Here is a 13,141-nt window from a genome sequence, read left to right as displayed (position 1 = left end):
GCGCTCCTTAATTGTAATGCCCTGTGTGACAAGTGGTACATTCCATATCTGTTTTCACGCTGGCTGCAGAGCCCATAGTTTCGGTAACGCCATGACAAGACTGACATGCTTGCGCTTCTACAGACGGTTTTGCTTCTGCTAATACTGAAATATCTTCACCGCCATAGGCACGATTGAGTAAATCAACAATATAAAAAGCCATGCTGGCAGAGAGGCGTTTGCAACGTTCACCTTTTAATGCAAAAGGCTTTCCAGATGCCGCAGACCAATTACTAATAGATGAATGGCACAGTGGGCTGTTGGCAATAGAGGTTTTACCTACTTCGAGTGATTTATCGGCTGTAGAACCAATCCCCGCAATGAACTCAGCAGATGATAACGGTAAATCGTTGGTTTCGTAGTAACGGAACGATGCACCAATAATGGCGCTGTTTTGACCATTAATATCGTCAAGGAAATTAATCAACATACCGGCAGCATTAAGGTTGCCACATAATGTTCCCTGGCCAACTACGCCTGCCCAACCATAACCTGCTAATGCGGTAGGGATAGTGGCAAACTTACTGGCGTCTACGCTGCCAGATGCCGCTAGCATAGTCACAATGGCGTGAAATACTTGGTGCATACAACCGCCACCCGTTTCATAGGCAAGTTTTGCTGTTTGCATCGCATCAAGTGGCGCATATTTAAGTTTTTCACCAAGTTCTAAACGGTAGTTGCCATCTGCGTCTGTGGCAGCAAATGCAGATGTGCCTAATAACGTTGCCCCAGCTGCTGCAGTGCTTAAACCAATAATTTGTGTCAATGCTTGACGTCTGTTTATGCTCATAATAATCACCCTTTACTCATCGTTATTTTATTATTCCCAATCTCTAGTGTTGGGGGTTTTGAGTTGCTAGTAAAAATGGGTTAGCAACTTGATGTGGTAACAATAAGCAATGGAGCAATTAAAGATGTGATTCAAGACAGATAAAAATAGCGGCTTGAAATGAGGTTTTTTAGTGATTGTGGCATCGATTTATTGAAGCTGAATGTGCTTAACGTCATAGGATTTTGTGATGTGAGTCTCACTATTTTGCACATTTATGCATTTTTGTAGCCGTTTAGTGTGTTTTTAAAATCATGAAATGACGTGATGTCGCTCGCAAATTTATCAGTTTGCACATTTAAAGACTTACTTTTACTAAGGAATAAAGCGCTTAGGTATAAGGATCACAGATTTCATAAGATTTTATGCATACACTTCAGTATGTCGAAGTTAGGTCAATTATTGAGGCGGTCTACATGCAATTGGGACATTGCAGGTTCAGTGTCGACAAAGGGGAGTTAATTAACCAGGAAACCGGAGTGGTGTGGCATCTTCCCAGAGCCGAGTTACATGTGCTGACATTATTGGTCGAGTATCAAGGGAAAGTTGTTGCTAAACCATTATTAGAGTCGGGTCATGAAGACGATTCACATTTGAGTTCAGCGTCAGTCGCCAGGGCTATTTTTACCTTACGCTCTTTTCTTGGACCACAATACGAAACGCTTATCGAAACAGTAAAAGGCCAAGGTTATTTGCTGAGGCATCATCGTGCCCGTAAAGAATCCAGCAATAAATTAGCCCGCGTAGTCATTCGGCCATTACAAGCTTTGCTGGTGGTCATTGCAGTTGTTAGCGTGTCGCTGGTAAGCCTATGGTGGTTTAATCAAGTCGGCCATTCTATCAATCCAACTATGCCGTTGAGTATAGAAACGGTGAGCTTAAATTCGGGCCAGCAAGTAGATGTGATTCTGTATTCACCTTCAAACACCAATAATGAGTTACTGATTGGTCAAGGACAACTGCTCACACAAAGTTTATTAGGTTGTGCTGAAACGGTATGGAATAAAGCTTTTTTATCGTTATCTCATGACAAGCAAGTACTGAACATTACCCTCAGAGGTGATTATTTGGGCCAGTCTATTATTCGTAATTTAAAAATTAGCGACTTACGCCAACCTAAGCGATTTATCAATTCAGCATGGCTTGAACAAGTGAACATTTGCGACTCATTACCTGTTCGACTCGCTTCATCTCATCGATCTCAGGGGCATTAGTACAATGGCAAGAAAAGGATTATGGGTAATCAATATTGTCATTCTATTGTGTTTGCTGGCCAGTATTGGCGGCATTTACTCGTTAACATCCAAGACTCCGAGTTTTATGCTGAGCTGCAGTTCAGAACTGTTTAATCATGAAGTTGGCGCTGCAGATAGCGATCATTATTTATTGGTCGATCTCGTTTCTAAAGATGGTTTAGCCCAAATTAATTACCGCTATTATGACTTAGAGGGCAATTCAGCTGGCACATTAGCGATGACGGGTAGAGTGAATAGAATTGATGCTCAAAGGCAAATGTACGATATTTCAGTGACCACTAAACAAGAGTATTTAGGCGGGGGCAGTCTCGATATACCGGCACATTATGAATATTTGTCGTATGTTAGCGGAATAAATTTAAACAAGAATGGTATGCACTCATTAAGTCTTCAGGTGTTGGAACGCGATGAAACAAAAGATTATGCAGTGGTTTTATTTCAGCCGAGTAATACCGTGTGTGGCTGTCGTTTGGTGCATTAATTTATGCAAACAAAAAGGTCGATGCAATGCATCGACCTGTTAAGTATTTAACCCGAGCTCGGGTTATTTATGCTTTAACCGAGTGTAAGGTTACTTTTTCCGCTTCAGTTGCTTGGGGCTGAACCTGAGCTTTAGTCTGAGTTAACTCCCCAATAGGTAAAATAGTGCGACCATATTCAGCGTTAAGCACTTGGGCCATGGCAAAGTAAATAGCGCTTGCTCCGCAAAAAATACCTTCAAATCCTGCAATAGTGCCAAGCAGTGCATTACCGGTAAAGTCGCGTGCGGCCAATAAGAAAAACAGGATGGTTAATGAACCAAATATTACTTGTTTTGCTCGTGGATAACGTAACGATCCCACAAACATAAAGGCAGTAAAGGTGCCCCACAGCGTTAAATACCAACCCATAAAGTTTGCTGGACTGGCGGCTACGCCCATATTTGGCATTAAAATAATACCCACTAAGGTTAACCAAAATAAGCCGTATGAAGTAAACGCGGTGGTGCCGAAGGTGTCGCCACGCATAAAGCACATCATGCCGACAATCACTTGGCCAATGCCACCGTAGAAAATCCCCATTGCGAGGATCATCGAATCAATTGGAAAATAGCCAGCATTATGGATATTGAGCAGTATGGTTGTCATGCCAAAGCCCATTAATCCTAATGGTGCAGGATTCGCTAATTTTGTAGACATCATGTTCCCTTAATGGAAAGTTTTAACGCCGATATAACGTCGCTAAAGATTAATTTACACCCCGATTGGGCAAGGCGCGCATTTTAGAGAAAGCGTCTACGGGTAGCAATAAGCAGCAATAGGGATGAATAGCTAATCGTAAAGCAAGTTATTCATTATTAAAAACAATGACTTAATTTATTTTTTGTATTTAATAGTGTAAAGCTAAACTTAATTTTTCCAATAAGTTATTTAAATTCAAACAGATACTGAAAGCACATGCGAGTGAGGTGATATTGTGCAAGTTGTTGCGGTTAGTGCGACAGGTATCAAAAATAGCATTGTTCTGCTATTCACTAGGGCGGTTAAGTTGTGACTGATGCGGAGTATTCTGTGATGTAAGCGATACAAATTCACTAAGTTTGTTGTGGCTTGCAAAAATAACATTTACAGCAAAAATCATCTCTATGGTCAATAATTTATGACTAACTCCGGCTCTCTTCTGCTATAACGTTGGGCATGATACCAACCATTTTCACCTGCTCGATGACATAATCTATTGCTATGTTTGGTCGCTGATGACAACTCATTTGTTTGATTTGTGTGCTAGAACACAGACGTGCTTTCGCGTGATAGCTAGTCTGTAATTAGGCTTTAATTAAAACCACATTAAATATACCAACATCATTGTGGTTTATTGGTATCGGAGGTTATATGCAACATAGGTTTATCACTACTGTATTAGGGACTTTAAAGCCCAATCTTCTGCAATCACTTGCTCAAGTTAGCCGTGAAATAGGCGCAAGTTGGGAAACCAGTAAAGTCATTAAACTCGACGGACAATTTGTGGCCATGATGCGGGTAATGATAGATGTCGATAAGGAAGCGGCGTTAAAACAAGCATTAGAGCAGCAGTTTTCACAATTAACGTTTGTCTATGCTGAGTACGATCGTGAATCTAAACATCTATCGCCAGAATGTAAACTCACTTTAGATTGCAATGATCGCTCGGGCTTAACCCATGACATGAATCAAATTTTAGCGGATCTTGAAGTCAGCGTAGACCACCAAGAATGTTACCGTGTACAAGTCACTAGTTTAGGTAAAACGGTGTACAGCGCTAAGCTGACATTAAGATTACCGGAGAATGTGACTATCGCACTGTTAATTTCCCAGCTTGAAACATTAAGCGATAATATTCGAATAGAAGTTAACTAACCTTCTCTTAATCTGGGCAATCGTTCATCGTTTTAGGCAGTGGCTTCGATTCACAAAGGGTTAGTTATCCTTTACGGAGGTTAGCTAAACACCACTTTGTTTCTGCCACTGCTTTTGGCTTGATATAACGCACTGTCGGCGAGATCGATAGCTTGCTCTATCGTTATGTCTTGGTTACTGAGTTCAACGACCCCAAAACTGGCGGTTACGCTAATTTGCTGGCCGCAATAAACAATAGGTGTTTGGTTAATCATGGCTCTTAATCGCTCGGCAACATTGATAGACTCTTGATAATTGCTGCGCTCGATCAATATAACAAACTCTTCACCGCCCATGCGGCCGATTAAGTCGTCTTTTTTTATATGTTGTTTAATTAACTGGGTAATGCTGATTAATACTTGATCGCCGCCAGCATGGCCGAACTGATCGTTAATGGCTTTAAACTTATCAATATCCCAGTAAATGAGGCATGCATGTTGCGGCTGCTTTTGTAGCTCAAGTAATTTTTGTTTTGCGTGGCTATAAAATCCCCGACGATTAAAGCAATCAGTCAATGAATCTGTCATCGCCAGCAACTTCATTTCTTCGGCCAAATCAGAAGCCAGCATATAAATCACAAATACTGACATACCAACATAAGCCGCAGGTAGGGCGGTAAAGTTAACAATGGCGTAGAGCTTGATAAGTTCCACATCCATCTCTTTACCTTGGAATAGCGCGATACTCGCTGCAACAAATATGCACATGGCAAATATGAAATGCATTAACGACGCACCAATTTCGGCTGGCCGTGATTTGGTGCGATGCTTAATAATCACCACACTAGTGATCATCAACAACAGCACATCAACGTATAAATACAACGACATTCTTAAGCCTAGATGTGGGCTAATATAAGTAAAGTAATAGGTTAGCGCCATCCCACATACGCCTAGGCCAAGCAATGTTGCAGGGTGGATTTTAGTGTTAGTGCGTAAACAATGTCCCCATGTCCCGAGCACCACCGACAGCATGGATACACTGCAGCCGATCATCCAATACAGGTTATGAGAAAGAAATAGGCTTTTAAATAAACTATTAGCCCACAGCACAGTCGAGGCTAAAAAAGACAAAGAAAACATCAACGCATATTTTTGCTTACCCATGGTTTTCCAGGTCATGAAAAAGATTATCGACAGCAGAATGCTAGAAAAAAACAAGGTGATTAAAATATACGTAAACGGACTTTCCATATGGTGACTTCCTAGCTTATGGCTTTGTTTATACAAACCCAAAACGAAGCTATGTTTACTCGAATTAGACAGAGGATTGCAGTGTTTGTTGGTAATAAATAACCGATGGATGACAACAAATACTACAGTGTTTATCAACTGTAGACGGCAATAGCAGCCTTAGCCAATTGGGATAAGATAATAGCCTTTAGGTGGTTAATTAATCAGCAATAATGAGCGTTAGGCTGTGGCTAGTTGTTTTATCGCTTGCTCGGTTAGCGCTTCGGTATATGGGTTGATTTTGAAATGCTCAACACTCCAACCTTTAATAAAACGCTGGAAATCAGCCCAGGCTAAACAATATAAAGGTCGCCATGCCTGTTGTACCTCAAGCGGATTGATTAGCGGATGACACTCAGCTAGGCCTTGGGTTAGCGCGGCAAAATAATGATTAAGATAGCCATTAATTAACGCTTCTGGTTCGTGATAGCTCAATACGCTGCTGAGTAACATGATCACGTCTTTCATGCCGCAACCTTGGCCGATATATTGAAAATCGACAGCTGCAGCATGGTCATCCTGACTAAAACAAAAGTTAGCTAATTTGGCATCTCCATGCACCAAGGTTTGAAATGGACATTGTTTCAAGGCATCGTCGATGAGATGGGCTGCCGACTTAAGCGGGCTGTCGGCTAAAGCGGCTAACTCGTCTGGTCGTGTATCTAGATGCCAGTATGTGCCGACAGGCCAAAGTCCTGTTGGTTCTACGTGCATGTATTTAGCATGAAAATGCCCTAACCACGTTAAACAAGCGAGTACGGTTTCAGATGTGGTGGTTTTTCTTACTTGAGTAAATCCCAGGGTATGCAAGTCTTGTAACACTAACAGGGTTTCATTGGCTTGTTGGTCTACATACAAACAACGCGGCAGAGGACTGAATCTCTGCTGTGTATGAAGATTTGCATAGTGCTGATACCAATTCACTTCCACTTGGTACGACTGCAATTTACGCTGATGCGACAGTGGCGTATTCCAACCTCTAGGATGCGATTCCTGTTGAGGTAAACAGACATATTTCACAATCACTGACGAGTACGATTTACCCGTTACATAAGCCCTAAATAACTGACCATAACCACCCCAAAGCGGTTGAATCACTTCAATATGAGTGATTCTATCTGCCGAAATCGCCTGACTAATTGTTTGTAAAATACTATTTGGAATTTTCAAAGCTATCTCGTTAAGGCTGTTTCTGGCTAATGTGAAGCAAATTGCTCATTATCCATCGTTTAGCATCCATCATTTATTCAACTTATAAAGTCGGGCGATGCAAATCAAAACGTAACTCGTCAGAAATACCATAATAAGCCGATGGTCCACCTGCGCGCAAAACAGGCTCAGCTAATGCTGTTTGATAAATTCCTTCTGGGCTCAGCAAGTGTTTTTCAATGTGTACAGCTACAACCTCACCAAGCACTAACCAAGTATCAATTTTGTCACCATTAGCTGCGGTTAACTGAATGCATTGCGACAGTTTGCATTCGAAGCTGACCGGGCTTTGTGCAATGCGGTCAGCCTTAACAATGTTGCCTGCTATTGGTGTCAATCCGGCAAATTCAAACTCATCAGTGCCACGGGGCAATGCTGCAGAGGTTTGATTCATTTGCGCGGCTAAACTGCGGGTAGTTAAGTTCCATACAAACTCGCCAGTTTCAACAATGTTGGCGACGCTGTCTTTCCAACCTGTACTGGCAAAGCCGATAATTGGCGGATCGTAATTAAAGCAGTTAAAGAAGCTATAAGGCGCTAGATTTCGCTGGCCTTGAGCATTGCGAGAGGCAATCCAACCAATGGGACGTGGGCCTATAATGGCATTAAGTGGGTTATGTGGCAGACCATGACCTTTGCTGGGTTCATAAAAATAGCGATTATCAGCACTCATATTTTACCTTATTTATATTGTTGGGCTTGTTATAGCGGTATCAAATATTACGATGATTTAAATTGGATGGCTCAATTTGATAGCTCAATTTATGAATCAACGCGATACATAAATATTACCACATCAATTATGGTATCAGTGCCGTCCACAATAAGCGTAAACCTACCACGATCATTAAACTGAGGATGATTTTTTTAAACTGTTTTTCATCAAACTTATCTTGAATGCGCAGTCCGAGTTTTACCCCAATCCAGGCAATGGGCGCCAATGATGCAGAGACTAATAAATTACTAAGGTTAATTTGTCCTAGCATGCTGTAGGGAATTAACTTCACAGCATTCACTACTGCAAAAAATACCACCGCAGTGCCTAAGTATTCTGTTTTAACTAAACGCAGCGGGATTAAATAGGCATTTAATGGTGGCCCACCGGCATGAGCAACAAAACTGGTAAAGCCAGCAATTGTGCCGCAAACTCGGCCGATAAAAGAGGATGGTTTTCGTTGTGACCATTCTCCTAATGTCAAACCATAAACACCAAATCCTAACGAAATAACCCCTAATAAGCCGCGTAAATACTGCTCGTTAAGTTGATCAAATAGCAGATAAGCCACCACAATACCGATAATGGCCGCAGGCAACAAAATCCACAGTTGGGTCGTATTTTGTTTTCCCCACCAAGAGCGCACACTTAGAAAGTCCATGTAAACCAATAGCGGTAACATCACTGCCGCGGCTGCTGCTGGGCTAATGGCCAAGGCAAGTAAAGGCACGGTTAATCCGCCTGCACCGCCAGCAAAGCCTGATTTTGACATCCCGGTGATTAATACCGCTGGAATAGCGACTAACCAAAACAATGGATCTGTTAACACTGACGTTCCTCGCGATGTTAATCAGTTAATAACTATTGGGCTAATAGCTGATCATTAATATTTTATTCTTTAAAATAAAAAGCTTAACTTTATGTGTGGTTTAACTGAAGTCGAATAAACTGGAATCATAGCACCAGCGCCCATTAATCAGACAATAAATTAACAGAACATTTAGTTTTATATTAGTAGGTGGTTAAGTGATTGTGAGAGCAGTAATTGCGATACCAGGAATGGCGCTACGGTATAGCAATTTAAGATTATCATGCAGTGTTTGTGGGTCAGCTAGCATTTGCATCAATAAGTTTACCGTCATTACGAGGGAATACTAATAAGTATACGTCCAATGCTTAAAAATACTACTTTCGTGATGATTTAAAGGAACGAAAAATGCTGGCTAATTTAAGTATTTATTTATCATTAATTTAAGTGTAATTAAGTTAATTTTTATGGATTAATTTCCATAAAAACAGACTAGCCAATATGGGGATGATGTGTGATTCTGTTATCTAAACTCATTATTTAGCGGAAAATATCGTCATGATCGAACTGTGCGAGTGGCAACAGCAGGGGCAATTTTTGTCTATTAACGATCAGCAGATCTTTACTCGTCAAGCGGGTGATAGAACGGCACCAGCGTTATTGCTAATTCATGGTTACCCTAGCGCAAGTTGGGATTGGGAAGGTATGTGGCATGAGTTAACTCAACACTATTTTGTGGTAACTCTTGATATGTTGGGTTTTGGATTTTCAGACAAACCCAAAAATGTTGATTATTTAATCAGTCAGCAAGCCGATATTTATGAAGCTGTTTTACAGCAGTTTGGCGTTAGCCATTATCATATTTTAGCCCATGACTATGGTGATACGGTCGCGCAAGAGTTGTTAGCAAGACAACTTGATGGCAACAGTACATTGAGTATTAACAGTGTGTGTTTTCTTAATGGGGGTTTGTTTCCCGAAACCCACAAACCTTTGCTCATTCAAACCTTGTTACTGTCTCCATTAGGGCCTCTGGTGTCTAAGTTAATTAACAAACAAAAGTTTGCTGCTAATTTACAACGTATATTTGGACCATCGACACCGCCTACGCCACAGGTTATCGACGCTTTATGGCAACTGCTTAACCACAATAATGGCTTAGCGGTAATGCATAAATTGATTAACTATATCACCCAGCGTAAACAACACCGCGAACGTTGGGTTGGGGCGATTATCGACAGTACAATACCGATCAAGTTGATCGCAGGGGCTAAAGATCCGATCTCGGGCCAACACATGATCGATCATTATCGTAAATTGATTCCTCATGCAGATGTAACCGAACTGCCTACGTTGGGGCATTACCCACAAGTCGAAGACGCGAATGCCATTATCGCTGCCTACTTACAGTTTAGATTAAGTCGTACTAAGCAAATAACTTAGCAATAAGAGTTGGCATTATGAGATAGCAATAAGAGCTAGCTTACGTACAAATAACACGGCCTCAGATCACTGCATTAGTCTGCAGTATCGTTTGTGTTTACGTCGTGTCGAAGCGCTGAAAATACTCAACTTACGTTTTAGATTGTTCTCAACAATTATGGCATCACTGCTTTATGCGCGCGGTTTTGTTTGAGTATTGTCGAATCAAAATTGTTCCGATTTATCCATAATAGTAGGCTTACATCTCAAAAAGCATCCGGAATTATTATTCGCTCATATCCTCCTGCAAAATAACATGATATTTTACAATCAAATGGAGTTTAACCCGTTAGGTTTATGGAGAAACAATGCAGGCTTTTTTAGTCGCTCAAGCAAATATACCCTTTTCAATTGCGCTCGCTATTGTGGTCATATTGGGGATGTTCGAAATCATCGCCTTGATTGCAGGCTTAAGTGTATTTAGTGCACTTGATAATTGGTTTTCACTCGATGTAGATACAGATGTTGATACCACGGTATCTGTTACCGGGATGACCGGTATATTGGGTTGGCTGTGTCTTAATCGCTTACCGTTACTTATCTGGTTTGTATTAGCGTTAAGTAGTTTTGCGATAGCAGGGTATGTGATTAACTTTGGCTATTCACAACTTTTTGGCAGCTTCTTACCCCAAATCATCACCGTACCTGTTGCGATAGTCATAATGTTTTTTTCAAGCCACTTTATTGGTAATGGTATTGCCAATATTCTCCCTAAAAACGAAACCTCAGCAATATCAATTGATGCGCTTGGCGGTTGTGTCGGCAAGATAACCCAAGGTCGTGCAATAAAAGGCATGCCGACAGAAGCGGTGGTTCGGGACACATTTGGGCAGAAACACTACGTGTTAGTTGAACCAGAACACGACGATGTCGAATTTTTGCCAGGCGTCGATGTTGTACTCATCGCTCATCAAGGCAAAGTCTGGACAGCAACCAGATTCAGTTAACCTAAAAATATCTTATTGAGATATACCCTAAAAATAAAAATGTCATTCCAATGACACTTTTTGATAAAACACAGTTGTATTTAAAAGGAAATTAAATGGAAACGTTAACAAACTTTGATTCAGGAAGCGGCTTTGTCCTCCTTATTGCTGGCATAGCAGTATTAGGATTGATTATTATTGGACTTATTTTTGCCAAACTGTACAAACGAGCCAGTAAAGAAATGGCTTTTGTTCGTACCGGGTTCGGCGGTGAGAAAATCATTAAAGATGGTGGCGCAATTGTGCTGCCAGTGCTGCACGAAACGATTTCGGTCAATATGAATACCTTGCGTATTGAAGTCGAAAAAAATCAAAAAGATGCCCTGATCACCAAAGACAGAATGCGCGTGGATGTAAAAGCCGACTTCTATTTACGTGTTGCGCCAAATGCCGAAGGGATTTCAATGGCAGCGCAAACGTTAGGCACTCGCACTAATCGTGTTGAAGAACTAAAAAAATTAATGGAATCAAAGTTTGTCGACGTATTGCGTACCGTTGCAGCCGAAATGACCATGACCGAAATGCACGAGCAGCGCGCTGACTTTGTCCAGCGAGTGCAGAATAATGTCGCCAATGACCTTGAGAAAAACGGCCTAGAATTAGAATCTGTGTCGCTCACGGGTTTTGATCAAACTGACTTGCAATTTTTTAATGAAAATAACGCATTTGATGCCGAAGGTCGTGCTCGTCTAGCAAAAATCATTGAAGAAAAACGTAAAGAAACCAACGATATTCAGCAAGAAAACCGCATCAAAATTGAACAGCGTAATCTTGAAGCAGAAAAAGAATCGTTAGAAATCGAAAAGTCGGAAGAAGAAGCTCGCCTCGCTCAGCAACAGTCGCTTGAATTTAAACGTGCCGATCAAAAAGCTGAAATCATTAAACAAAAAGAAAATAAAGCCCGCGAAGAGCGTGAAGCCGAAATTGCCAAAGAGCGCGCAATTGAAACGGCTGAAATTGAAAAAACCAAAGACATCGAAACCCGTGAAATTGAAAAGTATAAGTCTATTGAACAGTCACGCATTCAGCAACAACGCGATATTGAAGTATCTGAACAAGACAAACGCATTGCGGTGGCCGCTAAGTCAGAAGAAGAGTCAGCCGCTCGCGCTCGCGCTGCAGAAGCTGAGAAAACCAAGGTAGAAAAAGAAGAAGCGGTTATTACTGCGCGCCAAACTGCTGAAGCTAATCGTCGTAAAGACATTGAAGTTATTGATGCCCGAAAAGAAGCTGAGCGTGAGGCCGTGGGTGTTACGGTTCGAGCTGAATCAGAAAAAGTTGCCGCGGAAGATAGAGCTAGCGCCATTTTAATTGAAGCGCGTGCCAGTGCAGACGCTAAGATGCTAAAAGCCTCAGCCGATGAGAAAATCTATGCAGTCGAAGCTGCGGGTAAGCGGGCACAGTACGAAGCTGAAAACGTACTGAGCAACGAACAAATTGCACTGCAAAGATCATTAGCCATATTAAAAGCCTTACCAGACATTATTGCTCAAGCCGTTAAACCGCTTGAAAAAATTGAAGGTATTAAGATTTTACAAGGCTATGGTACGGGCAATCAAATGAGTAACGGCGAGGGTAACCAATCCCAGGGGGGTATTGCAGAGCAAGTAACCACTGCTGCATTAAACTATCGTGCTAATGCTCCTGTGGTTGACGCTATGCTACGAGAGTTAGGCTTGGTTAATTCAGAGTCTGGTAATTTAAATGACCTACTGACAGGCAATAATGCACTGACATCTGAAGCGATTAATGTCATTCAATCGGCCAAAACAGGCTTTGGTGTGGATGAAGTTATCCCTGGCATTAATCCAGCGCAATAAATGCTAAGTTGCTAAAGAGGTATCTTTCCTCTTTAAAATATAAAAAGTGCCTTTTGGCACTTTTTGTATTTATCAGCATCACTCTATAACAGCGTTATGCCGACTATGTTCAATCTCAGTCACTTAGCGGGAGTGTGAAACACTTTTTAAGCTAAAGAGTGAGTTACAACAATTGATCCTGTAACAGATTCTGTGTTGTTCTGCCTTATGACATTATGGTCTTAATCGTTGAGAGACTTAATATTCTTTAAGGTTTATTGTGAGATTATCATAGACTTTATATTAACTTTCTCAGTGGCCAGAAGGCAGACTTTCAGCCATAGTACTTGGAATTTAACTGTTAGTTATGAT

At 41.3% G+C, this 13,141-nt stretch carries 12 protein-coding genes; 6 read left to right on the top strand and 6 right to left on the bottom strand.

The genetic code is table 11. The features are described 5' to 3' along the window. Positions 1 to 7: 7 nt before the first annotated feature. Complete coding sequence (locus tag GUY17_RS18760) at positions 8 to 829, bottom strand: cytochrome C (RefSeq protein ID WP_162023987.1); 822 nt, start codon at positions 827 to 829, stop codon at positions 8 to 10. A 455-nt stretch (positions 830 to 1,284) separates the two neighbouring features. Here GUY17_RS18760 and GUY17_RS18755 point away from each other — a divergent pair, with 455 nt between their 5' ends. Continuing rightward, a complete protein-coding gene (locus GUY17_RS18755) occupies positions 1,285 to 2,082 on the top strand; it encodes a helix-turn-helix domain-containing protein (RefSeq protein WP_162023986.1) in 798 nt (265 codons plus the stop codon). A gap of 4 nt (positions 2,083 to 2,086) precedes the next feature. After that, on the top strand, positions 2,087 to 2,605 hold the full coding sequence (locus GUY17_RS18750) for a hypothetical protein (protein ID WP_101085040.1): 519 nt from the start codon (positions 2,087 to 2,089) through the stop codon (positions 2,603 to 2,605). Positions 2,606 to 2,672: 67 nt separating this feature from the next. Here GUY17_RS18750 and GUY17_RS18745 read toward each other — a convergent pair whose 3' ends face one another. Then, positions 2,673 to 3,302 (bottom strand): GPR1/FUN34/YaaH family transporter, encoded by a 630-nt coding sequence (locus tag GUY17_RS18745; RefSeq protein ID WP_162024410.1) that lies wholly within the window; start codon positions 3,300 to 3,302, stop codon positions 2,673 to 2,675. 693 nt (positions 3,303 to 3,995) lie between these two features. On the opposite strand from GUY17_RS18745, the gene GUY17_RS18740 reads away from it, so the two are divergent. After that, on the top strand, positions 3,996 to 4,499 hold the full coding sequence (locus tag GUY17_RS18740; RefSeq protein ID WP_101085042.1) for a glycine cleavage system protein R: 504 nt from the start codon (positions 3,996 to 3,998) through the stop codon (positions 4,497 to 4,499). 80 nt (positions 4,500 to 4,579) lie between these two features. Here GUY17_RS18740 and GUY17_RS18735 read toward each other — a convergent pair whose 3' ends face one another. The 4 genes from GUY17_RS18735 to GUY17_RS18720 all read right to left on the bottom strand — a co-directional run bounded on the left by GUY17_RS18735 (position 4,580) and on the right by GUY17_RS18720 (position 8,523). Next, the gene (locus GUY17_RS18735) at positions 4,580 to 5,731 is read right to left on the bottom strand and encodes a GGDEF domain-containing protein (protein ID WP_162023985.1); all 1,152 of its coding nucleotides are present in this window, start codon (positions 5,729 to 5,731) and stop codon (positions 4,580 to 4,582) included. Between the two features lie 219 nt (positions 5,732 to 5,950). Continuing rightward, entirely contained in the window at positions 5,951 to 6,940 is a 990-nt protein-coding gene (locus GUY17_RS18730; protein WP_162023984.1) for a phosphotransferase, read from the bottom strand. 82 nt (positions 6,941 to 7,022) lie between these two features. Further along, positions 7,023 to 7,652: a flavin reductase family protein gene (locus GUY17_RS18725; protein WP_162023983.1), complete on the bottom strand. Its 630-nt coding sequence runs from the start codon at positions 7,650 to 7,652 to the stop codon at positions 7,023 to 7,025. Between the two features lie 127 nt (positions 7,653 to 7,779). Beyond that, positions 7,780 to 8,523, bottom strand: a complete 744-nt coding sequence (locus tag GUY17_RS18720) for a sulfite exporter TauE/SafE family protein (RefSeq protein ID WP_162023982.1) — start codon at positions 8,521 to 8,523, stop codon at positions 7,780 to 7,782. 537 nt (positions 8,524 to 9,060) lie between these two features. Between GUY17_RS18720 and GUY17_RS18715 the strand changes: the two genes are divergently transcribed. The 3 genes from GUY17_RS18715 (at position 9,061) to GUY17_RS18705 (ending at position 12,790) form a co-directional block, all read left to right on the top strand. Beyond that, complete coding sequence (locus GUY17_RS18715; protein ID WP_162023981.1) at positions 9,061 to 9,945, top strand: alpha/beta fold hydrolase; 885 nt, start codon at positions 9,061 to 9,063, stop codon at positions 9,943 to 9,945. Between the two features lie 347 nt (positions 9,946 to 10,292). Next, positions 10,293 to 10,931: an OB-fold-containig protein gene (locus GUY17_RS18710; RefSeq protein WP_162023980.1), complete on the top strand. Its 639-nt coding sequence runs from the start codon at positions 10,293 to 10,295 to the stop codon at positions 10,929 to 10,931. A 95-nt stretch (positions 10,932 to 11,026) separates the two neighbouring features. Further along, positions 11,027 to 12,790, top strand: a complete 1,764-nt coding sequence (locus GUY17_RS18705) for a flotillin family protein (RefSeq protein WP_162023979.1) — start codon at positions 11,027 to 11,029, stop codon at positions 12,788 to 12,790. The last annotated feature ends 351 nt before the right edge of the window (positions 12,791 to 13,141 follow it).

Source organism: Shewanella sp. Arc9-LZ (assembly GCF_010092445.1).
Taxonomy (GTDB): Bacteria; Pseudomonadota; Gammaproteobacteria; order Enterobacterales; family Shewanellaceae; genus Shewanella.
Note: the sequence above shows the minus strand (reverse complement) of the source record. Positions and strands in the feature narration are given on the sequence as shown.

Coding starts and splice junctions, on each gene's coding strand:
- GUY17_RS18760 (WP_162023987.1), bottom strand. CDS start 829: ATGAGCATAAACAGACGTCAAGCATTGACACAAATTATTGGTTTAAGC.
- GUY17_RS18755 (WP_162023986.1), top strand. CDS start 1,285: ATGCAATTGGGACATTGCAGGTTCAGTGTCGACAAAGGGGAGTTAATT.
- GUY17_RS18750 (WP_101085040.1), top strand. CDS start 2,087: ATGGCAAGAAAAGGATTATGGGTAATCAATATTGTCATTCTATTGTGT.
- GUY17_RS18745 (WP_162024410.1), bottom strand. CDS start 3,302: ATGTCTACAAAATTAGCGAATCCTGCACCATTAGGATTAATGGGCTTT.
- GUY17_RS18740 (WP_101085042.1), top strand. CDS start 3,996: ATGCAACATAGGTTTATCACTACTGTATTAGGGACTTTAAAGCCCAAT.
- GUY17_RS18735 (WP_162023985.1), bottom strand. CDS start 5,731: ATGGAAAGTCCGTTTACGTATATTTTAATCACCTTGTTTTTTTCTAGC.
- GUY17_RS18725 (WP_162023983.1), bottom strand. CDS start 7,652: ATGAGTGCTGATAATCGCTATTTTTATGAACCCAGCAAAGGTCATGGT.
- GUY17_RS18715 (WP_162023981.1), top strand. CDS start 9,061: ATGATCGAACTGTGCGAGTGGCAACAGCAGGGGCAATTTTTGTCTATT.
- GUY17_RS18710 (WP_162023980.1), top strand. CDS start 10,293: ATGCAGGCTTTTTTAGTCGCTCAAGCAAATATACCCTTTTCAATTGCG.
- GUY17_RS18705 (WP_162023979.1), top strand. CDS start 11,027: ATGGAAACGTTAACAAACTTTGATTCAGGAAGCGGCTTTGTCCTCCTT.